Source organism: Haloplanus natans DSM 17983 (assembly GCF_000427685.1).
GTDB lineage: Archaea > Halobacteriota > Halobacteria > Halobacteriales > Haloferacaceae > Haloplanus > Haloplanus natans.
Map to the genome: position 1 here is coordinate 2,645,005 of NZ_KE386573.1, position 24,780 is coordinate 2,669,784.

Sequence of the window (24,780 nt, forward strand, 5' to 3'; positions counted from 1 at the left end):
CGGGGGCTCCTTTTTATCGGTGCCGCCCGAACCGGGGGGTGTGGCGACCGACCCACCCGAGACGCCGGGTGACACGGCGCTCGACGAGTTGTTTCACCAGCCCGAGCAGGTGCCGCTCGTCTACTGGCGGGCGTTCTCCGGCTCGAAGACGGCCGTTCTGCTGGCGGGAGCGGCGGCCGTCCTCGCCTTCGTCGCCGGCATCTCCCACCTCAGCCAAGGAGGCGTCACGCCGACCGGCCCGCTCGCGGGGGCGCTGCCGCCGGACGCGGCGGCGGTGATGCCGCTTGCGAGCATCGTGGTCGCCTTCCTCCTGACCGGCGTCGCGGTGGGCCTGCGGAGCCGCTATCGACTCGCGTGGTACGGCGCGCTGGCCTGTTTTTCGGGGGTGGTCGTCCTCCCGCTGGTAACGGGCGCGGCGAGCGACGCCGTCCCGGCGCTCGCGGGCGCCGTCGGCCTGGGCTTTGCCGTCGCGAACCGGTCGGAGTTCGACCGCCCGGTGGAGTTGACGCCGTTCCAGACGACGGCCCTGCTGGCGTTCGTCGCGGTGCAGGTGTACGGCACCGTCGGCACCTACGCGATGCGGGAGAACTTCGTCGGCGTCGACACCGTAACCGACGCGTTCTACTACATCGTCGTGACGGGAACGACGGTCGGCTACGGCGACGCGACGCCGACGACGCAGGTGACCAAGCTGTTCACCCTCTCGGTGATCGTCCTCGGAACCGGCGCGTTCACCGTCGCCACGGGGTCGTTGATAATCCCCGCCCTCGAATCCCGCATCTCCAGCGCCTTCGGAACCATGACAGCCTCGGAACTCACGCTCCTCGACGATCACGTACTCGTCCTGGGCACCGGCGAACTGACCGAACCGCTCCTCGACGAACTCGCGACGACGGCGGACGTGGTGGTCGTGACGGCGGACGACGACGTGGCGGCGGCGCTCGACGACCACGAGGTGAGCGTGTTGACGGCCGATCCGACCGACGAGGAGGCGATCCTCGACGCCCGTATCGACACCGCCCGCGGCGTGGTAGTGGCGACGGACGACGACGCGCGGGACGCCCTCGCCGTCGTCGCCGCCCGCCAGGCCAACCCGGACGTGCGCATCGTCGCCGCCGCGACCGACCAGAAACACGTCGACAAACTCGAAGCCGTCGGCGCCGACGCGGTCATCAGCCCCGCGGTCATCGGCGGGCGACTGCTCGGCCAGTCTGTACTCGGTGCCGACGACGCCCTCGCGAGCGTCTTCGACGACGGCGAGGACGGCGACGCCTAGTACTGTTTATTGTAACTGTGTACCGGTGGTTCGCCGACCCGTTCTGGCGAACCACCGGGACTGACTTACAATGATCAGTATAAGACCGCCGTCGAACGGTGTCGGGGGAGTCGCCACCGACCGCGTGAGGCCCCCAAGTTATTTCCTCCAGTCAGGAGAAGGTCCGGTAAGGAACGTAGAGCGATGTACGAGAACATTCTGATCCCGTTCGACGGAAGCGACGAGGCGATGAAAGGAGCCAAACACGGCATCGAGCTCGCGGCGACGTGTGGGGGCACGGTCCACGCCCTTTATGTCGTCGATCTTCCGGGTGCGCCACGGACGGTGTATCTCCGTGACGACGAAGACGAGATGCGCGAGCGCTACCGCGAGTACGGCGAGGAGGTGACGGGCGACGTTTGCGAGATGGCGGCCGAGGAGGGCCTAGACTGCGTGACCGCGCTTCGAAGCGGATCGCCCGGTGAGGAGATCGTCGACTACGCCAAAGACGAAGGGATGGACGTCATCGTCCTCGGGAGCGCGTACCGGGGAAAGTGGGGGGCGTTGCTCGGCAGTACGGCGGAGAAGGTGGTTCGAACCGCCGAAACGCCGGTCGTGACGGTGCGCGAGAAGATGAACGACTGATACGGTTTATCCTCGGGGCCGGCGCGCCGACGTTACGCCGCGCCGTCCCGCCGGAGCCACCGCTCGCGCAGGTAGATGAGGATGCTCGCGCTCAGAAAGGAGAGCCCGGCGACGTTGAGCCGGCCCGCAGCCATCAGCCACAGCGCCACGGCGAAGGCGGCGACTATCAACAGCGCCAGGATCGTCGGGACGGCGTCGGGCATCGGACGTATCCACACGTCGGAGCGTAAAAAGTCTCGGCGACTCGTCGCCGATCAGTAGAAATGCTTGAACTCCCAGTGGTACTGGCAGTTCGGACAGTTCGCCCACTCGGGCACGTCGAAGGCCTCCGGGTGGCGCTGGCCGTGTTGCATCGGCGTCCGGCAGACCGGGCAGGTGAGCCCCAGAAGTTCGAGATCGCCGAACCGCTCGGCAGGGAGTTCGATCCGACACTCCGGACAGTCGATGGCGTCGCGCGAGTCGGCCTGGAGGATGCCGGCCGCACAGTCCGGACACCGGAGCGTCGCAGGCGGCCGATACGCCCAGCCGGTGTCGCCGTCAATAGTGGTGGTGTGGGTCTCGACGCTCGACAGTCGGAACTTGTTCGGGCCGTCCCCGGTCCGTAACGGCGCGATCAGCCGCTCGGCGAGTCGGCGACACGCCGAGAGGAACCAGCGGAACGCGGCGGTCGTCCGACTGACGGCCGCATTTCCGAAGCCTCGAGCGCCGGCGTCGTCGGCCACTGCGCGCCGTAGGGGACAGTCGCATAAATAGTCGGGGGCGGGGACAGGCTTTCCCCGAGGCCCGTTCAATCGGCGGGCGTGTTACGTTCACGCCGTGAAGTCGGTGCGACCGCGGGCGCCGTCGTCCTCGCACCGCTCCAGTGGGGGTTCGAGCCGACGAGCGTCGTCAGTAGCGAGCCGGGTCGAGCGATCGCGTCGTTTCTTCTCGTCTTGGGCGTCGGCACGGCAGTCCGGTACTGGCGACCGGGTCTGATAGAGCGGGCGGTCGACGCGACGTTGGAGCGGCCACTCACCGCGCCGCTTTACGGCGTGGCGACGGCCGTCCTCGGCTGGCTCGTCGTGGCGTACGCGTTCGGGCAGGCGCTCCGGATCGGCGGCGGCGTGGGGCAGGCGGCCGTGATCCTCGGAGTCGGCGGAGCACTCGCAGTCGCGGGATTCGGGGTCGTCGTCGTCGGCACCGGGCTGATGGCGGTCGTCGACGACCGGCATCGGTGGACCGGGGCGCTCGCCGGCGCGGGCTTGAGCGCGCTCGTCCTGTTGGCACTCCCGGATCGGCTCGGACTGGTCGTCTGGGCGTTCGTGGCCGCAGTGGGGTTGGGCGGGGGGGCACGCCGCTGGCTGCACGCGTCACGGTCGATCGAACGGAAGGTAAAGGAGTGAGGGGAGTCGTCAGTCGCTGCTGGCCGCGTCGTCGCCCTCCCTGACATCGGTCACCATCTCGTCGCCGGCCGTCACCACATCGACGTTCTCACGGTCGGTGAGTTCCTCGATGGTTTCGGCGAACTCCTCGGATTCGAGGATCTCGTACTCGTTGCTGAGCCCGAGATAGACGGTGTAACACATCAGACAGAGGATGACGGCGAAGGGGAGGCCGGTCGTGATCGCGGCCGTCTGGAGCGCCGTCAGACCGCCGCCGTAGAGCAGGATGGCGGCGACGGCGCCCTCGGTGACGGCCCAGAAGATGCGCTGGGCACGGGGCACGTCGTGTTTGCCCCCGGAGGTCAGGTGGTCGACGACCAGCGACCCGGAGTCCGAGGAGGTGACGAAGAAGGTGATCACCAGGAGTGTCGCGAGGATGCCCGAAATCGCCCCGAGCGGGAACTGTTCGAGCATGGCGAACATGGCGACCGTCTGACCGAGTTCGTTGTAGGTCGCAAGCGCCGCGCCGTTGCCCTGCAGGGAGTTGAAGAGGGCGGCCCCGCCGAACGTCGAGAGCCAGATGGTGGAGAACATCGCCGGCAGGACGAGGACGCCCATGACGAACTGTCGGATGGTGCGGCCCTTCGAGATGCGGGCGATGAACATCCCGACGAACGGCGACCACGCGATCCACCAGCCCCAGTAGAAGACGGTCCAGGCAGTGACCGTACTCCCGCCGGGGGCGAGGGTACCACGGAAGAAGCCGAGCGCGAGGATGTTGTTGAAGTAGACGCCGAGCCCTTCGACCCACGCACCGAGGATGTACACCGTCGGCCCCACGATCAGGAGGAAGCCGAGCAGGGCGAACATCAGGTAGAGGTTGATGGTGCTCAGGCGCTTGACCCCGCCGTCGAGGCCGGCGGCGACCGAGAGGGTCGCGATGCCGGTGATGCCCGCGATGAGGAGCACCTGAACGAGCGAGTTCGTGGGGATGGAGACGAGGCCGAGGAGGTCCCCACCGACGTAGGAGAGACCCTGGTTCACCTGCGCGACGCCGAGGCCGAGCGAGGTAGCCAGGCCGAACAGCGTCGCGAACACCGTCACGAGGTCGATGATGTGTCCCGGCCAGCCGTAGATACGGTCACCGAGCAGGGGCCAGAAGATCGATCGGAAGGTGAGCGGCAGGCCCCGGTTGAACGAGAAGAAGGCGAGGCCGAGACCGACGAGGCCGTAGACGGCCCACGGATGGAAGCCCCAGTGGAAGAACGTCTGGGCCATCGCCGCCGACGCCGCCGCACCGGTTCCCGCCTCCGCACCGAAGAAGCCGGGGACGTTCTGGAAGTAGTACAGCGGTTCGGAGACGCTGAAGAACATGAGGCCGATCCCCATGCCGGCGCTGAACAGCATCGCCATCCAGGAGAAGTCGCTGAACTCCTTTTCGGCCTCGACGCCACCGATCTTGATCTTGCCGAACTTGCTGAAGGCGAAAAAGAGGAGCACGACGATGAAGATGTTCACCGCCAGCAGGTAGAACCAGCCGAAGTTCTCGCCGATGAAATTGAACAGAGCCGTGTACATCGACGCGGCTTGGTCACCGAGCAACACGGTGACCGCGATGAACAGCGCGATAACTACGAGCGCGACCGGGAAGACGACCGGGTGGATGTCGAATCCGAACCGCTGGATGTTGGTGTCGCCGGGTTCGCGGTCGGATTCGGGGTGGAACAGCTCTACCTGGAGCCCCTCGGACATCTCTCCAGTCGTGTCGTCTGATTCAGCCATACCGTTCCTCCGTCCGGCGCGTGCCGGTCCTGTGTTGTCGATGGATCATGTGCGTGTCTCCGGATGTCGGTCGTCGGTCTGTGCGTCGCCCGCGCGGTCGTCGTCCGGCGAGCGATCGGTTGTCATGGTGCTGGGTAGCCGCACCCATGACAGAGAGCCACATAGAGTCTACTCGTTGTGTCAAATAAAGTTTGGCGTTTTCATCGACCCGAATCGGCCCGATTACCGGAGGATCTTCTCTCGGCCGGGGTCGAACAGCGGTTCGTCACGCACCGTGGCGTCGTACGTCGTCCCCTCGCACAGGACCTGCACCGGAGTCCCCGCGTCGGCGTACTCGCTGGGGAGGTACGCGTAGGCGATGGACTCGCCGACGCTGTAGCCGTAGTCACCGGCGACGACGTAGCCGAGCGACTCGTCGCCGTCCATGACCGGCCGCCCGCCGAGGACGATGTCGGACGAGTCGTCGAGGGTCAACGGCGTGAGTCGGCTGTCCGGGCCCGACTCCCGTACCTCGGTCAGCGCGTCGCGGCCCACGAAGTCGGTGTCCATGTCGACGGCGAAGGGGAGCCCAGCCGAGAAGGGGTCGGCGTCGGTGTCGATGTCGGTCCCCCAGAGGCGGTAGCCCTTCTCCAGGCGCATGGATTCGAGCGCGCCCCCGCCCATCGGCCGCACGTCGAGGTCCTGGCCCGCCTCCCACAGCGTCTCCCAGAGGCGTGAACCGTACTCCGTCGGCGCCCACAGTTCCCAGCCGAGTTCGCCGACGTAAGAGACCCTGAGCGCGAGGACGGGTACCTCGCCCACGTAGATGCGCTTGGCGCTGAAGTAGGGGAACCCCTCCGCGGACACGTCGGCGTCGGTGACCCGCTGGAGGAGCAGGCGGGAGTTCGGCCCCCACAGTCCGATCGTGGATCGAGCCCCTTCCTCGACGGTGACCGACACCGTCTCCGGGGCGTGTTTCTCGAGCCACCCGCCGTGGATGCCCGGCGAGTTGCCGCCGCCGGTCGTCACCACGAACTCCTCCGGGCCGAGGCGGACGACGGTCACGTCCGCCAAGATGTTCCCGCCCTCGTTACAGAGGAGGGAGTAGCGGACCCGCCCCTCGTCGATGTCCACGTCGTTCGTACAGACGCGCTGGAGGAAATCGGCGGCGCCCACGCCGGAGACGACGATGGAGCTGAACGAGGTCATGTCGAACATCGAGACGTGCTCGCGGGTGTGGAGATGTTCGGCCGCCTCGATTGGCGAGCGGTTGATTCCCTGCCACCCGTCCTGCTCGGGGATGTCGTCCGCGTAACGCTCGACCAGGTCGGCGTTGGACTCGTACCACTGCGGCGACTCCCAGCCGCCGGCCTGGTAGAACTCGGCGCCGAGTTCTTCCTGCTGACCGTAGAAGGGGCTCCGTCGGAGGCCACGGTGGTCGTCGGGTTGCCAGCGCGGTTCGACAATGCTGTACACCTGCCGGTACTGCGTGGCGCCGCGGTCGACGAAGTAGTCCTTCTCGCCGGCGTGGGGTTCGAACCGGTCGACGTGGACCCCGCCGGTCTCGACGGGTCCCGACGGGAGCTTCGGAACGCCCGTCTCCATCCACTCCGCGAGGATCTTGCCGTAGCCGCCGGAGTGGGTCCACCAGATGGCGAGGGCGGTCCACAGACCGTCGACAGCGCTCGTCTCGCCGAGGACGGGCATGCCGTCGGGCGTGAACACGAAGATGCCGTTCTCCGTCGCCTCGAACGCCGCATCCTCGCTGACCGGGAGGAGTTCCTCGAACGCCTGCTTGGGGGATTTGTCACGGTCGAGGTGGGTCGCGCGCTCCCAGTGTTCGTCGGTGAAGTCACGGACTGACGCCTGCCGGCGCTCGGTGTTCTCGCCCATCGCGTCGGGGTCGACCGTCAGCGACTCGTGGTTGTACGACCCGAGGCCGATGGCGTCGCCGTGGGTGCGGAAGTACAGCGAGTTGTCCTGGTCGCGGCCGACCGGCCGGGTCGGTCCCCGACTCATGGCGTCGGCGATGCGGTGATCGCCCGGCACCTCGAAGTCGCCCGTGTCGACGCGGGCCGTCGGCGCCGCGCCCGCCAGTTCCTCGATGGGCTCCGTCACGGCGTACTGGTGTTCGACGGGCGCGATGGGGAGATCGAGGCCGGCGAGTTGGCCCGTCTTGTACCCCCAGTTGTTCGTCGCGAGGACACACCGGTCACACTCGATGCGGCCGCGGTCGGTGTCGACGGCCGTCACCTGCCCCCCGCTGACGTCGAAATCGGTGACCGACGTGTGGCCGTAGAAGTCGGCGTCCGAGTGCTCGATGTACCACTGGAGGGCGGCGATACCGTCGACCCGACCGTCGGTCGGGGAGTAGTATCCGCCCAGAATCTCGTCCTCGTTCACGAGCGGCAGGTACTCCGTCACCTCCTCGGGCGAGAGGAGTTGCGGATCGGGCAGGCCGTACGCGGTGGCGTGTTCGACTCGTCGCTGGAGGAAGTCCATCCGCTCCTCGGAGCGGGCGACCTCGATGCCGCCGACCTCGTCGTAGACGCCGGCGTCGGAGAGGAGGCGGCTGGTGTAGTACGCCGTCTTCGTCATGAGTTTCGACGGCGACGTCTGGAACATGATGCCCGGCGCGTGCGTCGAGGACCCGCCGGTGACCGGGAGGGGCCCCTGATCGACGACGACGATATCCTCCGCGCCGAGCTCCGAGAGGTGGTAGGCGACGCTACAGCCGACCGCGCCGGCACCGACGACGACCGTCTTCGCCGAGGATGGGAAGTCGCCGCTCATCTAGATCAGCGGCTCCTCGCGGACGGTCGCGGCGTATTTCTCGCCCTCGTAGAGGATCTCCACGTCGGTGCCTGGCTCCGCGAACTCCGGTGGAAGATAGGTGTAGGCGACGCAGGCACCGACGGAGTAGCCGTACTCGGCGGAGTGGACGTAGCCGAGCGCCTCGTCAGTGTCGGGGTCGAGCACCGGGCGGTCGTCGAGAATCGCCGCCTCGGAGTCGTCGAGGGTGAGGGCGGCGACTTCGTGACGGACGTTGTCGCCGTTGGCAGCGGCCGCGACGGCTTCCTTGCCGACGAAGTCGGTGTCGAGATCGACCGCGAAGCCGAGGCCGGCCTCGTAAGGGTTGTGTTCGGTGTGGAGGTCCTCACCCCACAGCCGGAAGCCCTTCTCGATGCGCAGGGAGTCGAGCGCACCGTTGCCGTAGGGACGGATGTCGTACTCCTCGCCCGCGTCCAAGACGTGCTCCCAGAGTTGCTCGCCGTACTCGGAGGGCGTGTAGAGCTCCCAGCCGAGTTCGCCCGCGTAGGAGACCCGCAGGGCGGTGACGGGGACGTTTTTGATGTAGAACTGCTGGCTCGTGAAGAAGGGGAAGGCGTCGTCCGAGAGGTCGGCGTCGGCGATTTTCGACAGAACCGCCCGCGCGTCGGGGCCGGTACAGACCATCGCGGCGAGACTTGAGGTCACGTCGTTGACGACGACGCCCTCGGGCGCTTGTTCGCGCACCCACGCGACGTGATTGTTACCGACCTCACGGCCCGTCGTGAGCAGGAGATAGCGGTCGTCGCCGGTGCGGGTCACGGTGATGTCGGCGCGAACGCCACCCGCCTCGTTGCACATCAGGGTGTACCGAACCTGTCCCTCGTCGAGGTCCATGTCGTTCGTACAGAGGTGCTGGACGAATTCGCCGGCGTCGGGCCCGACGACTTCCATCTTGTTGAACGCGGTCATGTCGTGGAGACCGACGTGCTCGCGGACGTGGATGTGTTCGGCGCCCTCGATTGGTGACCAGTAAACGCCCTCCCACCCGTTGCGGTCGGGGATCCGATCGCCGTACCGCTCTACCAGATCCGCGTTCGACTCGAACCACTGGGGCTCCTCCCAGCCGGCGGAGGCCCAGAGCTCCGCATCGTACTCCTCGTGGGAGTGGTACATCGGTGTCCGGCGGATGTCGCGCTGTTTGCCCTCCCACACCCACTTAGGATGCATGATGTTGTAGACGATGCGATACTCCTCGCCGCCGATGTCGCGTGCGAAGTCCCAGCTTCCCTCGTGGTCGTCGAAGCGATTGACGTCACAGTGTGCGAGGTCGATCGGGCCGTCGGGCAGGCGCGGCACACCGTTCTCCATCCACTCCGCGAGCGCCTTCGCCGCACCGCCGGCGTGGGTGACCCAGATGGCCGCCGCCGTCCACAGTCCGTCGAGTTCCTGTACCGGCCCCATCACGGGCAGGCCATTGGGCGACTCGGCGAACATGCCGTTGTATTTGAACTCCAGTTCCTTGTCCGCCGTCGCCGGGAGGAGTTCGTCGGAGGCCCGTCGCGGGGCCTTGTGCGGCCGGTCGGGATGGGTCGGATTCTCCATGTGGTAGTCCGTGAACTCGTGGACCGACCCCTGCTCTCCCTCGGGGTCGTTGCCACCCAGGTCCTGTGGGTCCGGCACGATTGGCTCGTGGTTGTACGAGCCGATGCCGTAGGCGTCGCCGTGGTTCCGGTAGTACATGGCGTTGTCCTGGTCGCGCAGGATCGGACGGTCCGGGCCGACGAGCAGCCGTTTCGCCTTCTCGCCGGAGACGTTCTCGTAGCCCTCGAACAGCGGGTGGTCGGTGATATCGACCGCGCTGTCGGCCAACTCCTCCAGCGACTCGGTCATCGTGTACTGGTGTTCGACCGGCGTCACGGGCAGGTGGACGCCCAGCTTCTCACCCAACTGGCGGGCCCAGATGTTCGTCGCGACCACGACTTCGTCACAGTCGATCCGCCCGCGTTCGGTGACGACCGACTCGACGGAGCCGTCCACGACTTCGACGTCCTCGGTACGGGTGTGTGGGACGAACGTCGCGCCCCGGTCCATCGCCTCGCGGGCGAGAGCGTCACAGGCGATGACCCCCGACACCTGCCCGTCGGTCGGCGAGTAGTAGCCGCCGAGGATCTGGCTCTCGTCGACGAGCGGCAGGTGGTCCGTGACCTCTTCGGGCGTGAGCAGCTGTGGGTCAGGAATGCCCCACGCCGTCGCGTGTTCGACCCGTCGCTGGAGGAAGGCCATCCGCTCCTCGCTTCGGGCGACTTCGATGCCGCCCGTCTCGTTGTACGCCTGCCGACCGTCCCGGCCTTCGAGCTCGGAGTACAGCTGTCGGCTGTAGTTCGCGAACTTGGAGAGTTCCTTCGGCTCGGCCGTCTGGAACATGATACCCGGCGCGTGCGTCGAGGAGCCGCCAGTCGTCGGCATCGGCCCCTGATCGACGACCACTACGTCGTCGCGGCCCAACTCGGTCAGCTGATACGCGAGGTTACACCCGACGATGCCCGCGCCGACGATTACGGTGCCGGCGTCGCTGGGTAGCGTGGTTTCTTCACTCATACCGAAACACTGCGTCCGGTGCGTCTTATATTCACACCTCCGCGACGACACCCGTTTATATACCAGCATCCACGGGAGACGGACAGCAATTCTTAACGCAGATAGAACTGTTAAATTGGGGCGACTGACGAACGGTCCCGTGCCGGGGGGCCTCTTATATGTACGAGATAGCTGTGGTCCACCCTTATGCGGATAGGGGTCAACGTTTGGATAGATGACGAACAACGAATCCCAGTCGCTCGATGCACACCCGAACCATCCGGAGATCGACCAGTCCGACCGCGTACTGCCGCGGAATCTGCGACAGACCGGTGATCCGGGCATTCAGATGCTCGTCTCGACCCGCGTCCGCAAATCCCCTTTCTTCGATAAGTCGTTCAACGAGGAGGGTGCGTGGCGCTGTACCGTCTACAACCGAATCTACCACCCGCGTGGCCTCGTCGAGCCGGAAGACGGCGGCGCGATGAAGGAGTACGAGGCGCTGACAGAGAGCGTGACGCTGTGGGACGTGGCCGTCGAGCGTCAGATCCGCGTGAAGGGGCCGGACGCGGAGGCGCTCACGGACTACGTGATCACGCGGGACGCGACGGAAATCGAGACGATGCGCGGGAAGTACGTCATCCTCTGTAACGAGGACGGCGGCATCCTCAACGACCCGGTTCTCCTGCGCGTCGAGGACGACGAGTTCTGGTTCTCCATCTCGGACTCGACGCTCATGCAGTGGCTCCAGGGCGTCAACGTCGGCATGGACTTCGACGTCGAGATCGACGAAATCGACGTGGCACCGATGCAGATTCAGGGGCCGCTCTCGGAGGACGTGATGGTCGAAGTCGTCGGCGAGGAAGTGAGCGACATTCCGTACTACGGGCTCATGGATGCCGAGATCAACGGCTGTGACGTGCTGGTGAGCCAGACCGGCTTCTCCGGCGAGAAGGGCTTCGAAGTCTACGTCAAGGACGCGAGCGAGAACGCCGAGGCCGTCTGGGACCCGGTGATGGAGACGGTGAAAGACCACGGCGGCCGACAGATCGCACCCGGTCACCACCGCCGGATCGCGGCCGGCATCCTCTCGTGGGGGCAGGACATGGACCACGAGACGTCGCCGTTCCAGGTCAACCTCGGCTACCAGGTCCCCGACGACAAGGAGGGTGACTACATCGGCAAGGAAGAGCTCGAACGCCAGAAGGCCCTGATCGAGGACGGCGAGTACCCGTTCAACCTCAAACTCGTGGGCCTGAAGATCGCGGGCGAGCCGATCCGCGACTACGCACCGGACTTCTGGCTCATCTCCGATCCGGAGACGGGCAAGGAGTGTGGCTACATGACCTCACCGTGGTGGAATCCGGATCTCGAGACGAACGTCGGCCTCGGCTTCGTGCCCGCCGAGAAACTGCAGGCGGAGACGGATGCTCTGCTCAACGACGAAATCTACGAGCATGACCTCGACCTCGAGTTCAACGTCCACCTGCCCGACGAGTACTCCGAAGAGGCGGGCGAACCGGCGTACGCGACGGTCTCCGAGGTTCCGTTCAAGGAGTCGGTCAATCCGAGCGCCCGCGAGCAGGCGAAGCTGAACGCTCGGAAAGAAAGCGAAGAGTAACTCCGGGAACGGAGTTAACCGCCGCCGGACCGTACGAACGACGAACGGAACCCACCACATGTCACTCACCACATCAAAAGGCGTCGAGGGCGAATCGAGCCTGCTCAGCGAGCCACGCTTCGAGTTGATGCCGTTCGACAGCTTCGAAGGGCAGATGGAACAGCTTCCGGACGGGGCGGCTATCGCCGTCACGGCGTCGCCACAGCTCGGCCTCGATGCGACGGTCGAGTGGTCCGAGAAGGCCGCCGCGCGCGGCTACGAACCGATCCCACACGTCGCGGCGCGTTACGTCGAGGACCGCGACCACCTCGACGAGGTGGCCGGTCGGCTGCTCGATGCGGGCATCACCGACATCTTCGTGCCGGGCGGCGACCGCGAGGAACCGGTTGGCGAGTTCGAGTCGGCGTACGAACTCCTCACCGCCCTCGACGACCTCGGTCACGAGTTCGACGAGGTGGGCATCACCGGCTACCCCGAGGGCCACGACTTCCTCGACGACCGCACACTCGCCGAAGCGATGGACCGAAAGGCTCCCTACGCCACGTACATCACCACCCAGCTCTGTTACGACCCCGCCGCCGTCATCGAGTGGGTCGAGACGATCCGCGACCGCGGAGTCGACCTCCCCGTCGAGGTGGGAATTCCGGGCGTGATGAAATACCAGCGCCTCCTGAGCATCTCCCAGAAGGTCGGCGTCGGGGATTCGATCCGGTTCCTGCAGAAGACGAGCGGCATCCTCGGCTTCGTGCGCCAACTCGTCGGCTCGCGCGGGAAGTACACCCCCGACGCCCTGATCGACGGACTCGCTCCGTACGTCGACGACCCCGAGTACGGCATCCGCGGAATCCATATCTACACGTTCAACCAGACGGCCGACACCGAGACGTGGCGGCGCGAGCGGCTGAACGGTTGACATCCTCCCCGCCCTGAAGCGCGGGGCTTTCTCCTTGCACTTCCGCGAGCCCGGCTATTGCCCCACGGGTTCGAGTCGGTCACGGACCATCCACGTTCGACGGAGCGTCGATAGCTCCGCGTTGCTGTCGGGCCGACTTATCCGGTGTCGGTCGTCTCGCGAAGCAACACGACGCCGGTACTGCGGACGACGACGACGTAGCCGCCGTAGGTGAACGTGAGACAGCCGGCGGTTGGGCGGCCGGGGGCGTCCGTCTCCCACAGTGCGTCGAGCGCCGGGACGTTGATCCGGGTTTCGAGAGGGGGGAGGTCGGCGGGCGCGGTGTCGGTGAGGTCGGCGACGGCGTCGACGAGGGTGTCGCTCAACCGGCCATCGCCGTCGTGGTGGACCCGGTGGATCTCACCCTGATTCGTGGTAGCGGTGCTCATAGGTAGTTCTCGGAAAGAAGCGACCTGACTTCACGGGTGTCTCACCTGCGGCGTTTATTTGACCGGGTTCGTGGAGGAGGGGCTTCCTGACGGGCCTCGACGGTGGCGCCCGCGCTACGAATCGTCGATCAGCGTCCGTTCGATGAGCCGGGAGGTGCCCCGGCGGATGCGGCCGCCGACCGCGGTGGGGGAGATGCCGAGCTCCTCGGCGAGTGCCTGGAGCGACGTGCCCCGGGGTTCCTCGAAGTAGCCGGCCTCGTAGGCGGTCACGAGGGTGTCGCGCTGGGCGTCGGTGAGCCCGATCCGGTCGTCGACGGAGAACTCGTCGAGCGAGTAGATGTGGCCGAGGTCGAACTCGATGTCCTCGCGGTCGCAGTGCTCCCAGAGCGTGCCGAGCGTCTCGCGGTCGGGGAGTTGCATCCGTACCGACCAGCCACGGGCCGTGCTCTCGGCTTCGAGCATGAGACCGCCCATCTCCGTCGTCGTGGGCGAGATGAGCTTCGTCCCCGGAGTGTGCCGGAGGCGGTAGATGCGCGTCGTCGACGCCTCGGCGACGAGCATCGACTCCGCGACGGTGTGGTCGCGTTCGAGCGCGGCCTCGAACATCGGAAACGACTCCGTCTCGACGAGAAAGAAGAACATCCCCGTCTCGGGGTCGGTGGCGGTGTGTGAGACCACCTGCACGTCGGCGTCGGTCGACTGGATGGTCGGCGTCAGGGCGAGATCGGGGTGGGAGAGTTCGGCGACGGCGATGAGGCTCATCTGTCCCTCCGGGCGCCGGCAGGGGAAGGGCTGGCGGACGGTCCGTCCCCGTCGACGGAGTACCCGTTCATGTCCACCCTCGGGAAGCGAACCGACTTTACGCTTTGGGAGTCGGAGCCGAGCGAATTTCCGCCTCCGGTGACTCTTTCAACGGCGGCGTGGCAGGTCGGGGCATGGATCTCGGACTCGACGGCAACGCAGCACTGGTATCGGCCTCCAGCAGCGGCCTCGGAAAGGCGTCGGCGGCGGCGCTCGCCGCCGAGGGGGCGAACGTCGTGATCAACGGGCGCGATCCGGACCGCCTCGACGACGCCCTCGCGGACGTACGGGAGGACGCGACGGGCGAGGTGATCGCCGTGCAGGGCGACCTCACCGACCCCGACGACGTGACCCATCTGGTCGAGCGGACCGTCGAGGCGTTCGGCGGCCTCGACCACCTCGTCACGAGCGCCGGCGGGCCGCCGAGTGGCCCCTTCCTCGACACCACCGACGAGGACTGGTACGAGACGTACGACCTGCTGGTGATGAGCGTCGTCCGGCTGGTCCGCGAGGCGGCGCCCCATCTGCAAGACGGCGGCGGCACCATCGTCAACGTCACCTCCGGGACCGTCAAGGAGGCCATCGACGGCCTGGTCCTTTCCAATTCGGTGCGGATGAGCGTCGTCGGCCTGGAGAAGACGCTCTCGACCGAACTCGCCCCCGAGGTGCGCGCGAACACGGTGTTGCCGGGCACCCACGAGACGCCGCGGATCGCGGAACTCGTCGAACAGGGCGTCGAGCGCGGCGACTACCCCGACTACGAGACGGGCGTATCGGAGTGGAGCGCCGGCAACCCGGCCGAACGGATCGGCCAACCCGAGGAGTTCGGCGACGTGGTCGCCTTCCTCTCGTCCGACCGCGCGAGCTACGTCAACGGGGCGGCCATCCCCGTCGACGGCGGCGATCACGCCTCGAACCTGTAGTGCCGACGAGTGGTGTCGGGTGGGTTTATGTAACACCCTCCGTTTCTCCCTCCAACTCGCATGGTGCTCGGACTGTCGGGAGAGCTGGTCTCGGTCGTGTTGTTTCTAGTCGGCGTCGTCATCGTCGTCGTGAGCGTCGAGACGTTCATCGAGGCGGTGGCAGAGGGCGCCCTCGCGCTCGGCGTCTCGGGGTTCTTTCTCACCGTCGTCCTCGCCGGCACCGATTTGGAGAACGTCATCCTCGGCATCGCGGCGGCGTACGATCAGTTGCCGGATCTGGCGCTCGGCACCGTCTTCGGGGAAGCCCTCTTTATTCTCGGCGCCGCCGTCGGCCTCGCGGGCGTGCTCGTCCCCTTCGAGACGGACGTTCCGCGGAACTATCTGGGACTCATGCTGCTGGCTCCGTTTCTCTTCTTCGGCCTCGCGCTCGACGGCACGCTCTCGCAGTTCGACGGCATCGTCCTCACCGCGACGTTCGTCCCCTACCTCGCGATTATTTACACGCTCGAACGGTATACCGACACCCGCTACCTGTCGGCCGAGGAAGTCGAGATCATGGAGGAAAGGCGGGAGGCGGCCGAAACGGAGGACGACGACGGGTGGTTCGACTTCGATCTGGACCTCGACGTCGACGACTTCGTCGAGGAGCGCGTCCCGGAACGGTACGAGGGGCCGGCCTTCCTCGCCATCGCCGTCGTCGCCGCGGTCGGGATGGCCGTCGGTTCGGAACTCGCCGTCGAGGGGGCGAAGGCCATCCTCGCGATCCTCGGCGTGACCGGCCTCGCCTTCGGCGCGACCGTCATGAGCTTCATCGCGTCGCTCGAAGAGCTGTTCCTGACCGTCGAACCCGTCCGGCGAGGGCGGCCCCACATCGGCGTCGGCAACGTCGTCGGGAGCATGCTCTTTTTCGTCAGCGCGAACGCGGGGCTGATCGCGATAGTCCACCCGCTGAACACGGCCGGAACGGTCGTCACCGTCCACTGGCCGTTCTTCTTCGGAACCTTGCTCGTCGTCGCCGCCGCGTTCTACCGGGGAAAGGTGGGGCGACCCACTGGGATACTGCTCCTCGGTGCGTACGCGGCGTACTGGGCCGCGAACTACGTCGTGTGACGGCGCGGCCACTCGCCGTCTACGGTCGAAAGAACGGAGACACCGGGAGCGCTATTCGCCGACCGGCATCCCGCTCAGGACGACGAGCGAGATGACCCAGTAGGCGACGTAGAGCCCACCGAGCAAGGCACCCTGCCAGCGCCTCATCTCGCCCTGATAGAAGAAGTAGGCGGCGAGCGCCGTCACGACGATCATAAACGGGAGATGGAAGGTGAGCACCGTCGAGGAGATGGTCACCTCGCTGAGAAACATGATGACGCCGATGTTGCCGGTCACGGAGAACAGGACGCTCCCGATCACGTTGCCGACGCCGATCTCGGGGAACCCCCGGCGGACCGGTTCGAGCGTCAGCATGATGTCCTCGAAGGTGAGGATGAGCGTGAGGAAGGTGGCACCGAAAACCGTCTCGCCGATGCCGAACCCTTCGATGACGACTTCCGAGCCGCCCTCCAGGAGCATCGCGGCGAAGACGATGCCGGCGAGTGCAACGATAGCGAGAGCGATCCAGACGATGCCGGAGTCGGCGAGATCACCCAGAATTCGTTCCTCGGGGATCTCTTCCAGCGACTGCGGCCGGGCGACACCGCCGTCGGGCTGGAGTTCCTTGCCGAGTTCGGTGTCACGGAAGACCGGAATATCGCGCTGGCGCTCGCGGACGATGAAGTACGCGAACGCGAAGACGAAGAAGGCGGTCAGAATGACGCCGTGGACGAGCGTCAGCGTCCCGAGCAGGACGAACGGAACGAGAACGAGCGGTGCGAGTCCGAAGATAACGATGTAGTCGGTCGGCAGATCGACCGGGAACGGCTTGACGAGCGCTGCAAGCGCAAGCGTCACGCCGATGATCGCCAGCCCCGTCCCGAGGGCAGAACCGAGCGCCGCCTGTTCCAGGCCGCCGCCGGAGAGCACCAGCGCGAGGATGGTGTCGTCGAACTCGAAGCCGGTGAAGACGATTGCGAGCGCGAACAGGGACATCTTCATGTTGATCGACGCGCGGGCGAGGTAGCTGATCAGTTTCTCCGTGCAGGCGGTGAGCAGGAGGATGCCCCCGAGGAGGACGATCACCGCCCCGATGGTCCCCTGGGCTTCGATGAAGCCGGAGATGGCGCCCTCGATGCTGCCTTCTTCCTCTCCGCCCTCTTCGCCGGCTTCCTGTGCATTCACTAGATCGACCGGCCCGCTCGCACCGAAGTCGTCCGCGACCGCGGACACCGCGGGAGAAGCGACGACGAGCGACAGTAACAACACGATACCGACAACCATCCGCTTGCGTGTCATGGACCGTCGGAAGGGGTGGTCCTACATGTATGTTAGTACGCGAGTAGAAACATGCATTGAACGATTATACATGCGGGCGAAGACGTATCGAGCGGCCAACTACCGAGAGCGTTCGGGATCGTCGACGTCGTCGGCGTGCAGGAGGAACATGGGGTCCGGGGAAGGAGAGGCCCGGAGTTCGATGCGCTTGGTCAGTCGGTAGTACTTCCGCTGGCTCGTCCGGTAGCTCTCGACGAAGCCCGCCTCCTCCAGCGTCGAGAGGTGATGCACCGCCGTCTTGCCGTCCATCCCCACCCGATCCGCGAGTTCGGAGACGTAGCGGGGCTCGGTCGCGAGTTCACGGATGATCTTCAGTCGTGCCTTGCTCCCGAGCACGTCGAACAGGGACATTCGTTACTGTTCTTTGGGACGCACACTATTTTACCTCTCTCCTCTATAGATTCCCTATGGCTGACCTGCCGGACGCGAACGACGGGCCGCGAACCGTCACCGAGGGGTATTTCGAGCGGGAAGTTCGGCTCTCCCGTGAATCGACCGCCGCCTTTTTGCGTGATCTCGCCGACCAGATCGAATCCGAACCTCGACTGACCATCTCCACCGACGAGTGGGAGATTCCCTTCGAGTTCGACGAGCCAATCGAGGTGGAAGTGGAGTTCGTCGGGGAGACACACCGGCAGCTAGAACTGGAGTTGGAGTTCGAATGGTCCCCGCCCGAGGACGAGCTAGGAGTTAGTTAATAAACGTTTCACCGGAATTTTTATACTAATCGTATCCTGATAGCCGCACATGAGCGGGACTACGAGGCGAGCGTTTCTCGCGGCCACGGGCGTGGGTGCGAGCGGACTGGCCGGCTGTCTCGGCGGCACGAACGGGGGTGGCGCCACCGGCGACGGGGATGGGACGGCGTCGCCGACGGGAACGACGACGGGGACGCCGATTCCGGGGGAGTCCTCGCTGCTCCTGAACTGGAAGCCAAGCGGCCTGCACGTCCCCTACTTCACCGCGAAGGCGAACGGGTTCTACGAGGCGGAGGGGTTGACACTCGGGGAGATTCGGACGGGGGAGGGGTCGACGTTCTCGGCGAAACAGGCCGGCCTCGGCAACGTCGACTTCGCGGTCACGAGCAGCGATCAAGTGTTGAACGTCAACAGCCGCGGCCTCTCGCCGCTGTCGGTGGGGGTCGTGATGCAGAAGAGCCCGGTCGTGGTGTTCTCCACCCGGGACACCTTCGGCGGCGAACTGACGAGCGTCGACCAGCTATCGGGCAAGACCGTCGGCACCGGGCCGGGGATGGTCCGGATGCTCACCAGCCTCCTACTCGAACAGGCGGGCGTGCGCGGGAACGTGGAGATGGTGGATACGGGCTACGACACCGTCCAGCAGCTCCTCTCGGGGGAAATCGACGCCGCGGGCGGCGTCTTCGGCGACGCCATCAGCGCCGAGGCACAGGGGTACACCGTCGACAGCCTCGCCGTCGGCGATTCGATTGCCTCCTACGGCCACGTTCTCGCGACGAACGGGGAGTGGGCGGGAGACAACGCCGAGGCGGTGCGCGCGTTCCTCCGGGGGACCGCCCGCGGTGCGGCGTGGGCACACGAGCGCCCCGGCGCAGCGACGGACCTCCTCGTCGAGGCAAACGGCGTCCTCAAGGAGTCCCGTGACCAGCAGCAACGGAAGTGGGAGCGGATGGCGAACGGCTTCATGACCGGCGACGCCGTGGCCGAACACGGCTGGGGGTGGAGCACGAACGAACCGTGGCGGGTCATCCACGACGCCCTCGCCAGCGCCGACGCCCTCGGCGGCGAGGTCGATCCGTCGTCGGTCTGGACGAACGAGTATCTGGACACCGACTACCGGTTCGTCGGCTCGTACACCGACGTGGTCTGATGGCGACGAGTGACCGACGGCTCCCGGCGGTGGGAACGCTCGCGATGAGCGGCGGCGCCGTCCGGTCGCTCGTCGGCCGCGTCTGGCCCCCGGTCGTCGTCGCCGCCGTCGTCGTCGTCGGGTGGCAGTGGTTCGTGACGGCGACGGGCGTCCCCGAGGTGATCCTGCCCGGCCCCGGCGACGTGGTGGCGGCGGGACTGGCGGCGCGCGGGACGCTCCTCGTCGCCGCGGCGACGACGGCGCTGACCGCGGTGATCGGTCTCCTCGGCGGCGTCGTCGCCGGTCTCGTCCTCGCGTTCGCGATGGTCGGCTCCCGGACGGCCGACGCCGTCCTCCATCCCTACCTGATCGCGCTCCGTATCGCCCCCCTGATCGCCATCGCCCCGCTCGTCTTCCTCTGGATCGGCGACGGCGTCCTCGCGCGGGCGGCGCTCGTGACGACGATGACGGTCTTTCCCGTCGCCATCGCCTCGGTGGACGGCCTCCGCGCCGTCCCGGCGGAGTACACTGATCTCGCGCGCTCGGTGCGGGCGCCGCCCGCCCGGACTTTCCTCCGGGTTCGAGTGCCCGCGGCGGCGCCGAGTGTCTTCGCCGGCGTGAAACTCGCCGCGACCCTCGCGGTCGTCGGTACCGTCGTCGCGGAGTTTCTCACCCTGCAGTCGGGGCTCGGCTACCGTCTGTTCGACTCGGCGGAGTTCCTTCGGACGAGCACCACCTTCGCGGCGCTGTTCGTCCTCACGCTTCTCGGCCTCGTCTTCTATCTCGTCCCCGCGGCGGTGGAGCGACGGCTCGACTGGGGGTGATCACTGCCACGCGACGGCGCGATAACAGAGCGACACCCCGCCGTAGAGGAGAAGGCCCATACCGAGGAGGACGGTCAGCGCCGCGAGCATCACGTCGACCTGGACGTTCTCGGAGGCGACGAGGACGAGCGAGCCGAGGCCGTCGTTCGAGAGGATCCACTCGGCGACGACGGCGCCGACGACGGCGAGGGTCACCGACTGCTTCACGCCCGCGAACACGTCCGGGAGGGCGTGGGGAAGCCGGACAGCGAAGAAGGTGCGAACGGGGTCGGCGTCGACCGACCGGAGCAAGTCGAGGTGGGACTCCGGCGTGCGATCCAGGCCCGCCGCCGTCCCGACGACGACGGGGAAGAAGACGATCAGGGCGACGAAGACGACGGCCGTCTCGAAGCCGACGCCGAAGTAGATGAGAAACACCGGCGCGACGGCGATTTTCGGAAGGACGCGCAGGGCGACGAGGTAGGGGTAGAGCGCCCGTTCGAGGACTGGCACCGCCCAGACGACGAGCGCGATGGTGAAACCGGAGACGATACCGACGGTGCCGCCGATCAGGATCTTGCGCAACGTCGTGACGGCGTTTGCCAGATAGAGGCCGGGGCTGTCGAGGAGGCGGGTGGCGACGGCGACGGGCGAGGGGAGGAGATACGGGGGGATAGCCAGGGCGACGGTGAGCGCCCACCAGGCGGCGACGGCGACGACCAGGCCCGAGACGGGGAGGACAACGTTAGGGGCGGGGACCCGTTCGGCGACGCTCATGGGGGTCGTGAGCCGTCGGTACCGCGGTGGCGCCTCGCGGCGACTCGCCGGGACGCGGTTGCCACGGTCCGAGTCATGCGTCGTCGTGGAGCGACCCACGCACCCGCGCGACCTGTCGGCCGAACGCCTCCGAACCGAACACCGACTCGTCGCGGGGACGGGGGAGATCGATGTCGAACTCGCCGACGATCCGGCCCGGCGTGCCGTTGCCGGCGACGGACCCATCGGCCGTGCCGGCGCCGGAGACGACGAGACAGCGGTCGCCCAGGAAGACCGCTTCGGGCACGCTGTGGGTGACGAAGACGACAGTCTTGCGGTTCTCGCGCCACAGGCGGAGAATCTCGACGCTCATCTCGTCGCGGGTGATCTCGTCGAGTTCGCCGAAGGGTTCGTCCATGAGCAACACGTCGGCGCCGAGGTGGATGGCGCGTGCGATGGCGACGCGCTGTTTCATGCCACCGGAGAGTTCGGCGGGACGGGTGTCCTCGAAGCCGTCGAGGCCGGTCGTCGCCAGCAGGTCGCGGGCGCCCTCGGGGTCGGGCTCTTTCCCCGCCATTCGGCGGAGGAAGGTGACGTTCTCGAGGGCCGTCTTCCAGGGGAGGAGGGTGTGATCCTGAAAGACGAAGCCGAGGCGGGCGTCCGACTGGGCGGCTTCAGGGGGGTCGCCGTCGACCCTGACGTGACCGTCCGTCGGCGACTCCAGCCCACCGATGGTACGCAACAGCGTGGTCTTGCCACAGCCCGAGGGGCCGACGACGGTGACGAACTCGCCGTCGGCGATGTCGATGGACACGTCGTCGAGGGCGCGGAGGTCGCCGTAAGTAACGGACAGGTTCTCGACGGAGATCATGGGTTGAGAGTCGCGGCCTGTTCGAGGGCGACACGGAGCCGTTCCCACGTCTCCGGCGAGTGCCACCCCCAGCCGTTCTTCTCGACGGCGTCCCCGCCTGCGAACCGGTCGAGCGCACCGTCGAGCTTTCGGCGCTCGTCGGCGACGACGACATCGGCGTCGGCGTGGCCGGCGAGGGCGTCGATCGCGGCATCCGGGTCGGCCCGGGCCACCGACCAGCCGGCCATCGCCCCTTCGAGAAAGCCTCGAAGCGCCTCGGGGCGCTCGCGAAGCGTCTCCCGACGAACGACGAACGCGGGGCCGGGGACGGGGAAGTGATCGGCGAGCAACACGGAGTCGACATCGTGGCCGGCGGCCTCCAGTTCGAGCGGGTCGGTGAAGACGCCGGTGGCCACGTCCGCGTCGCCACCGAGCAACGCCTCGCGCTCCTCGCCGTTCGCGCGGACGGTGATCACGTCGTCGACGACGCCGGCCTGAGCGAGAAAGAGACGGCCGAGCGCACCGGTTTCGGAGCCGGCCGGCATGGCGACGCGGCGGCCACGGACGTCCTCGACGCTCCGGAGTGGGCCACCGAAGGCCGATCGGGTCGTATAGAGAGTGACTATCGCGCGCTGGTAGTACAGGGCAAGTGGGACGACATCGACGGTATCCCGCGCGCGGAGAAACGTCGCTGCGCCGGTGAGACCGACGTCGACGTCGCCGTCGGCCACAGCCGAGAGGGCGGCACTGGAGCCGCGACGGCCGGTGAGGGTCACGTCGACGCCGTAGTCGGCGTAGGTACCGGCAAACAGCGGGGCGTGGAGCCCGTTCGGCTCCCAGTTCAGGCCAACTGCGACACGACCGGCGTCGCGGGTTCGGGGATCGGAGCCCGCCCCGCCGAGGGAGAGACCGTCCTCGAACGCGGAGGCGACGGTGGCCGCCTGATCGAGCAGCGACTGTGAGTGGAGGGCGCGAACGCGGGTGAGGGTCCGGTCACGGCCGGCGTCGGCGCGCCACCCCTTTGGCGGCCGGCCGGGGGCCTCGCTGTCCACGGTCGTCTCGACGACGAGACCCAGATCCGTGAGCGTTCCCAACACGTCGGAGACACGGCCACGGCCCAGGTCGACGCCGACGCGAACGGCGAGACGCGACGCCGCCTCGCCGGAGAAGCGACCGGACTCCTCGCGGCCGACGAGGTAGGCGAGGACGCGTGCTGCCTCGCGGTCGAGGCCCGTGGCGAACGCCTCGACCGTCGGCGCGTCCTCGTCGCCGAGGATGGGAAACTCTCGAACTCGCACGTCCTCCCCTTGGCATTGCAGGATATATAAACTGCGGGCGGGCCGTGGCGATACGTTGGCAATTGCACACGTACGGGCGTGCGTGGGAGTGCCTGACGTAAATTCACCAGTTTTAAGAGATACAAACCGAAGTTCGTGCCGATGGTCTCAAAGCAGTCGAAAGAGTTCCTGTCGCGGCGGAAATTCGCAGCCACGTTCAGCGGCGTCGTGCTTGCCGGACTCGCGGGATGTTCGGGAGGCGGCGGCGGTGGCGGTGACGAGGCAACGGCGACGGCAACCGAGACACCGGAACCGACCGCGACGGCGACGGCGACGGCGACGGCGACGGCGACCCCCGCCGCGGAGGCCGACGCCACGATCACGGTCGGTCCCGGTGGCAGTCTCCAGTTCGACCCGGCGAACACGGCAGTCTCACAGGGGGATACGGTCGAGTGGGTGTTCGACTCCGGCGGTCACAACGTCTCGGGCCATCCCGACGCCCACCCCGATGTCTCGCTTCCCGAGGGTGCCGAGCCGTTCGCGAGCTACGACATCTCGGGTGACGACATCAACCACATCTCGCTCAACGAGGCCGGTACCACGTATCGACACACCTTCGAGACGACCGGACAGTACACCTACGTCTGTGTGCCCCACGCCGCCTCGGGTATGATCGGTCAGCTAACCGTTCGATAACCCGAACAAATTCGGCAACCGCGGGTAGACGCCCCCTTTCTCGTCCCTACGGCAATGCTCCTGATAGACGCTTATGAATGGAACTTTAATTTACGTCTTCGATTGTGAAAGATATCACAAAGTTAAATATAGACAATTCCTACGCTACTGTTGGAGTGATATGGCATGTCGCAATATGTAAACGACGGAATGCCCGAGATCGGCCGGGAGGATCGTCGACAGTTCCTCAAGGTCGTCGGGCTCACCGGCGCAGTGGCAGCAGGCAGCGAGTTCACCCTGAGCGACCTCAGGGGCGAAGTAGAAGGGGAGACGGCGGGGGAACTCGCCGCGATGGGCGAAGCGATCCGCTCGGACCTCGTCGGCACGCTCGACGCTGGTCTGCTCGGTAGCGAGCTCGCTTCCCTCGAAGGCCAGATCGAACGCCTCCCCGAACTGCGGGCGATGGGTGTTCCGGCCGAGGACAGCACGGAGTATCAGACACTCGCCGAGCCCGGTTGGGCGATCCACGAACATCTCGTCGAAGTCGGCTTCTTCGGGAGCGTCGAGGAGCACCTGCCGGAGTTCACCCCCGAGCATATCGGGGCGACGGCGCGCGAGTTCATCAACACGGCGGCGCTCGCGTCCGCGCTCGTCGAACTCGGCTACACCGAAGAAGAACTGACGTCGACGGTCGTCAACGTCGTCAACAACAAGGAACGCCTGGCAATGTGGGTGCCGACGAAGAACATCCCGGCCGGCGTCGAAGGGTTCGACCCCGAGAACATCGCCCCGCTCCACCAGCGAGCGTCGGCCGGTGTTCTGCTGTGGACGGACTACCTCGACACGTACCTCTGGCAGAACGAGGTACTCCTGACCGAGACGATCCTCGACAACAACTACGGCGACCTCAAGCAGATGTACGCCGGCCTGCACCTGCTCGCGAGCGCGGCCGAAGACCTCGCGGGTTCGCAGGAACTCAGCGATGCGCAGCTCACGGCTGCGCTGTCCGCCGGCGCGGCGATGATGATCGTCGGACAGGAAGATCTGACGAACGACGTGATGCGCATCACGGACGAAATGCGCGCCCCGCGCACGGGAGGTGCGTAAC

The 24,780-nt window shown here is 66.7% G+C and carries 24 protein-coding genes; 12 read left to right on the forward strand and 12 right to left on the reverse strand.

The genetic code is table 11. The annotated features are described in order from the left end of the window. The first annotated feature begins 40 nt into the window (after positions 1-40). Entirely contained in the window at positions 41-1,276 is a 1,236-nt protein-coding gene (locus HALNA_RS15725; protein ID WP_049937288.1) for an NAD-binding protein, read from the forward strand. A 183-nt stretch (positions 1,277-1,459) separates the two neighbouring features. Further along, entirely contained in the window at positions 1,460-1,900 is a 441-nt protein-coding gene (locus HALNA_RS15730; RefSeq protein WP_049937289.1) for a universal stress protein, read from the forward strand. 32 nt (positions 1,901-1,932) lie between these two features. On the opposite strand, the gene HALNA_RS20685 is transcribed toward HALNA_RS15730, so the two are convergent. After that, complete coding sequence (locus tag HALNA_RS20685) at positions 1,933-2,103, reverse strand: hypothetical protein (protein WP_169719053.1); 171 nt, start codon at positions 2,101-2,103, stop codon at positions 1,933-1,935. Positions 2,104-2,154: 51 nt separating this feature from the next. Then, positions 2,155-2,622, reverse strand: coding sequence for a hypothetical protein (locus HALNA_RS15735; protein WP_211226030.1), 468 nt, complete (start codon positions 2,620-2,622; stop codon positions 2,155-2,157). 78 nt (positions 2,623-2,700) lie between these two features. On the opposite strand from HALNA_RS15735, the gene HALNA_RS15740 reads away from it, so the two are divergent. Next, positions 2,701-3,282 (forward strand): hypothetical protein, encoded by a 582-nt coding sequence (locus HALNA_RS15740; protein WP_049937290.1) that lies wholly within the window; start codon positions 2,701-2,703, stop codon positions 3,280-3,282. 9 nt (positions 3,283-3,291) lie between these two features. On the opposite strand, the gene HALNA_RS15745 is transcribed toward HALNA_RS15740, so the two are convergent. The 3 genes from HALNA_RS15745 to HALNA_RS15755 all read right to left on the reverse strand — a co-directional run bounded on the left by HALNA_RS15745 (position 3,292) and on the right by HALNA_RS15755 (position 10,392). Then, positions 3,292-5,043, reverse strand: coding sequence for a BCCT family transporter (locus HALNA_RS15745; RefSeq protein ID WP_049937291.1), 1,752 nt, complete (start codon positions 5,041-5,043; stop codon positions 3,292-3,294). A 222-nt stretch (positions 5,044-5,265) separates the two neighbouring features. Then, positions 5,266-7,815: a GcvT family protein gene (locus HALNA_RS15750; RefSeq protein WP_049937292.1), complete on the reverse strand. Its 2,550-nt coding sequence runs from the start codon at positions 7,813-7,815 to the stop codon at positions 5,266-5,268. After that, the gene (locus tag HALNA_RS15755) at positions 7,816-10,392 is read right to left on the reverse strand and encodes a GcvT family protein (RefSeq protein ID WP_049937293.1); all 2,577 of its coding nucleotides are present in this window, start codon (positions 10,390-10,392) and stop codon (positions 7,816-7,818) included. A gap of 214 nt (positions 10,393-10,606) precedes the next feature. Between HALNA_RS15755 and HALNA_RS15760 the strand changes: the two genes are divergently transcribed. After that, on the forward strand, positions 10,607-11,992 hold the full coding sequence (locus HALNA_RS15760) for an aminomethyltransferase family protein (protein WP_049937294.1): 1,386 nt from the start codon (positions 10,607-10,609) through the stop codon (positions 11,990-11,992). 58 nt (positions 11,993-12,050) lie between these two features. Beyond that, entirely contained in the window at positions 12,051-12,905 is an 855-nt protein-coding gene (locus HALNA_RS15765; RefSeq protein ID WP_049937295.1) for a methylenetetrahydrofolate reductase, read from the forward strand. A 137-nt stretch (positions 12,906-13,042) separates the two neighbouring features. Here HALNA_RS15765 and HALNA_RS15770 read toward each other — a convergent pair whose 3' ends face one another. Together HALNA_RS15770 and HALNA_RS15775 are read right to left on the reverse strand one after the other, a co-directional pair. Beyond that, the gene (locus HALNA_RS15770) at positions 13,043-13,333 is read right to left on the reverse strand and encodes a HalOD1 output domain-containing protein (protein ID WP_049937296.1); all 291 of its coding nucleotides are present in this window, start codon (positions 13,331-13,333) and stop codon (positions 13,043-13,045) included. Positions 13,334-13,447: 114 nt separating this feature from the next. Continuing rightward, positions 13,448-14,095 (reverse strand): helix-turn-helix domain-containing protein, encoded by a 648-nt coding sequence (locus HALNA_RS15775; RefSeq protein WP_049937297.1) that lies wholly within the window; start codon positions 14,093-14,095, stop codon positions 13,448-13,450. A 173-nt stretch (positions 14,096-14,268) separates the two neighbouring features. Here HALNA_RS15775 and HALNA_RS15780 point away from each other — a divergent pair, with 173 nt between their 5' ends. Together HALNA_RS15780 and HALNA_RS15785 are read left to right on the forward strand one after the other, a co-directional pair. Next, positions 14,269-15,057, forward strand: a complete 789-nt coding sequence (locus HALNA_RS15780; RefSeq protein ID WP_049937298.1) for an SDR family oxidoreductase — start codon at positions 14,269-14,271, stop codon at positions 15,055-15,057. Between the two features lie 60 nt (positions 15,058-15,117). After that, a complete protein-coding gene (locus tag HALNA_RS15785) occupies positions 15,118-16,167 on the forward strand; it encodes a sodium:calcium antiporter (protein ID WP_049937299.1) in 1,050 nt (349 codons plus the stop codon). Between the two features lie 51 nt (positions 16,168-16,218). On the opposite strand, the gene HALNA_RS15790 is transcribed toward HALNA_RS15785, so the two are convergent. Next, the gene (locus HALNA_RS15790) at positions 16,219-17,445 is read right to left on the reverse strand and encodes a sodium:calcium antiporter (protein ID WP_084510087.1); all 1,227 of its coding nucleotides are present in this window, start codon (positions 17,443-17,445) and stop codon (positions 16,219-16,221) included. A gap of 99 nt (positions 17,446-17,544) precedes the next feature. Further along, complete coding sequence (locus HALNA_RS15795) at positions 17,545-17,835, reverse strand: ArsR/SmtB family transcription factor (protein WP_049937300.1); 291 nt, start codon at positions 17,833-17,835, stop codon at positions 17,545-17,547. A 56-nt stretch (positions 17,836-17,891) separates the two neighbouring features. Here HALNA_RS15795 and HALNA_RS15800 point away from each other — a divergent pair, with 56 nt between their 5' ends. From HALNA_RS15800 to HALNA_RS15810, 3 genes are read left to right on the forward strand one after another with little or no spacing between them, the layout of a single operon-like run. Next, positions 17,892-18,182: an amphi-Trp domain-containing protein gene (locus HALNA_RS15800; protein WP_049937301.1), complete on the forward strand. Its 291-nt coding sequence runs from the start codon at positions 17,892-17,894 to the stop codon at positions 18,180-18,182. Between the two features lie 49 nt (positions 18,183-18,231). Then, complete coding sequence (locus tag HALNA_RS15805; RefSeq protein ID WP_049937302.1) at positions 18,232-19,332, forward strand: ABC transporter substrate-binding protein; 1,101 nt, start codon at positions 18,232-18,234, stop codon at positions 19,330-19,332. Beyond that, positions 19,332-20,135: an ABC transporter permease gene (locus HALNA_RS15810; RefSeq protein WP_049937303.1), complete on the forward strand. Its 804-nt coding sequence runs from the start codon at positions 19,332-19,334 to the stop codon at positions 20,133-20,135. The genes HALNA_RS15805 and HALNA_RS15810 overlap by 1 nt, the downstream gene beginning before the upstream one ends. Here the strand turns inward: HALNA_RS15810 and HALNA_RS15815 are convergent, their stop codons facing one another. From HALNA_RS15815 to HALNA_RS15825, 3 genes are all read right to left on the reverse strand, one after another. Next, a complete protein-coding gene (locus tag HALNA_RS15815) occupies positions 20,136-20,891 on the reverse strand; it encodes an ABC transporter permease (protein WP_049938100.1) in 756 nt (251 codons plus the stop codon). A 73-nt stretch (positions 20,892-20,964) separates the two neighbouring features. Further along, positions 20,965-21,741, reverse strand: a complete 777-nt coding sequence (locus HALNA_RS15820; protein WP_049937304.1) for an ABC transporter ATP-binding protein — start codon at positions 21,739-21,741, stop codon at positions 20,965-20,967. Next, entirely contained in the window at positions 21,738-23,018 is a 1,281-nt protein-coding gene (locus HALNA_RS15825; protein WP_049937305.1) for an ABC transporter substrate-binding protein, read from the reverse strand. The genes HALNA_RS15820 and HALNA_RS15825 overlap by 4 nt, the downstream gene beginning before the upstream one ends. A 141-nt stretch (positions 23,019-23,159) precedes the next feature. Between HALNA_RS15825 and HALNA_RS15830 the strand changes: the two genes are divergently transcribed. After that, positions 23,160-23,693: a plastocyanin/azurin family copper-binding protein gene (locus tag HALNA_RS15830; RefSeq protein ID WP_049937306.1), complete on the forward strand. Its 534-nt coding sequence runs from the start codon at positions 23,160-23,162 to the stop codon at positions 23,691-23,693. Between the two features lie 189 nt (positions 23,694-23,882). Further along, positions 23,883-24,779: a hypothetical protein gene (locus HALNA_RS15835; protein ID WP_211226031.1), complete on the forward strand. Its 897-nt coding sequence runs from the start codon at positions 23,883-23,885 to the stop codon at positions 24,777-24,779. The last annotated feature ends 1 nt before the right edge of the window (position 24,780 follow it).

Bases quoted from the DNA above. Each gene is read 5' to 3' on its own strand.
- HALNA_RS15780 (WP_049937298.1), top strand. From the start codon at position 14,269: ATGGATCTCGGACTCGACGGCAACGCAGCACTGGTATCGGCCTCCAGC.
- HALNA_RS15835 (WP_211226031.1), top strand. From the start codon at position 23,883: ATGCCCGAGATCGGCCGGGAGGATCGTCGACAGTTCCTCAAGGTCGTC.
- HALNA_RS15815 (WP_049938100.1), bottom strand. From the start codon at position 20,891: ATGAGCGTCGCCGAACGGGTCCCCGCCCCTAACGTTGTCCTCCCCGTC.
- HALNA_RS15810 (WP_049937303.1), top strand. From the start codon at position 19,332: ATGGCGACGAGTGACCGACGGCTCCCGGCGGTGGGAACGCTCGCGATG.
- HALNA_RS20685 (WP_169719053.1), bottom strand. From the start codon at position 2,103: ATGCCCGACGCCGTCCCGACGATCCTGGCGCTGTTGATAGTCGCCGCC.
- HALNA_RS15730 (WP_049937289.1), top strand. From the start codon at position 1,460: ATGTACGAGAACATTCTGATCCCGTTCGACGGAAGCGACGAGGCGATG.
- HALNA_RS15820 (WP_049937304.1), bottom strand. From the start codon at position 21,741: ATGATCTCCGTCGAGAACCTGTCCGTTACTTACGGCGACCTCCGCGCC.
- HALNA_RS15830 (WP_049937306.1), top strand. From the start codon at position 23,160: ATGGTCTCAAAGCAGTCGAAAGAGTTCCTGTCGCGGCGGAAATTCGCA.
- HALNA_RS15770 (WP_049937296.1), bottom strand. From the start codon at position 13,333: ATGAGCACCGCTACCACGAATCAGGGTGAGATCCACCGGGTCCACCAC.
- HALNA_RS15795 (WP_049937300.1), bottom strand. From the start codon at position 17,835: ATGTCCCTGTTCGACGTGCTCGGGAGCAAGGCACGACTGAAGATCATC.
- HALNA_RS15760 (WP_049937294.1), top strand. From the start codon at position 10,607: ATGACGAACAACGAATCCCAGTCGCTCGATGCACACCCGAACCATCCG.
- HALNA_RS15800 (WP_049937301.1), top strand. From the start codon at position 17,892: ATGGCTGACCTGCCGGACGCGAACGACGGGCCGCGAACCGTCACCGAG.
- HALNA_RS15790 (WP_084510087.1), bottom strand. From the start codon at position 17,445: ATGACACGCAAGCGGATGGTTGTCGGTATCGTGTTGTTACTGTCGCTC.
- HALNA_RS15805 (WP_049937302.1), top strand. From the start codon at position 18,232: ATGAGCGGGACTACGAGGCGAGCGTTTCTCGCGGCCACGGGCGTGGGT.
- HALNA_RS15775 (WP_049937297.1), bottom strand. From the start codon at position 14,095: ATGAGCCTCATCGCCGTCGCCGAACTCTCCCACCCCGATCTCGCCCTG.
- HALNA_RS15765 (WP_049937295.1), top strand. From the start codon at position 12,051: ATGTCACTCACCACATCAAAAGGCGTCGAGGGCGAATCGAGCCTGCTC.
- HALNA_RS15750 (WP_049937292.1), bottom strand. From the start codon at position 7,815: ATGAGCGGCGACTTCCCATCCTCGGCGAAGACGGTCGTCGTCGGTGCC.
- HALNA_RS15755 (WP_049937293.1), bottom strand. From the start codon at position 10,392: ATGAGTGAAGAAACCACGCTACCCAGCGACGCCGGCACCGTAATCGTC.
- HALNA_RS15745 (WP_049937291.1), bottom strand. From the start codon at position 5,043: ATGGCTGAATCAGACGACACGACTGGAGAGATGTCCGAGGGGCTCCAG.
- HALNA_RS15785 (WP_049937299.1), top strand. From the start codon at position 15,118: ATGGTGCTCGGACTGTCGGGAGAGCTGGTCTCGGTCGTGTTGTTTCTA.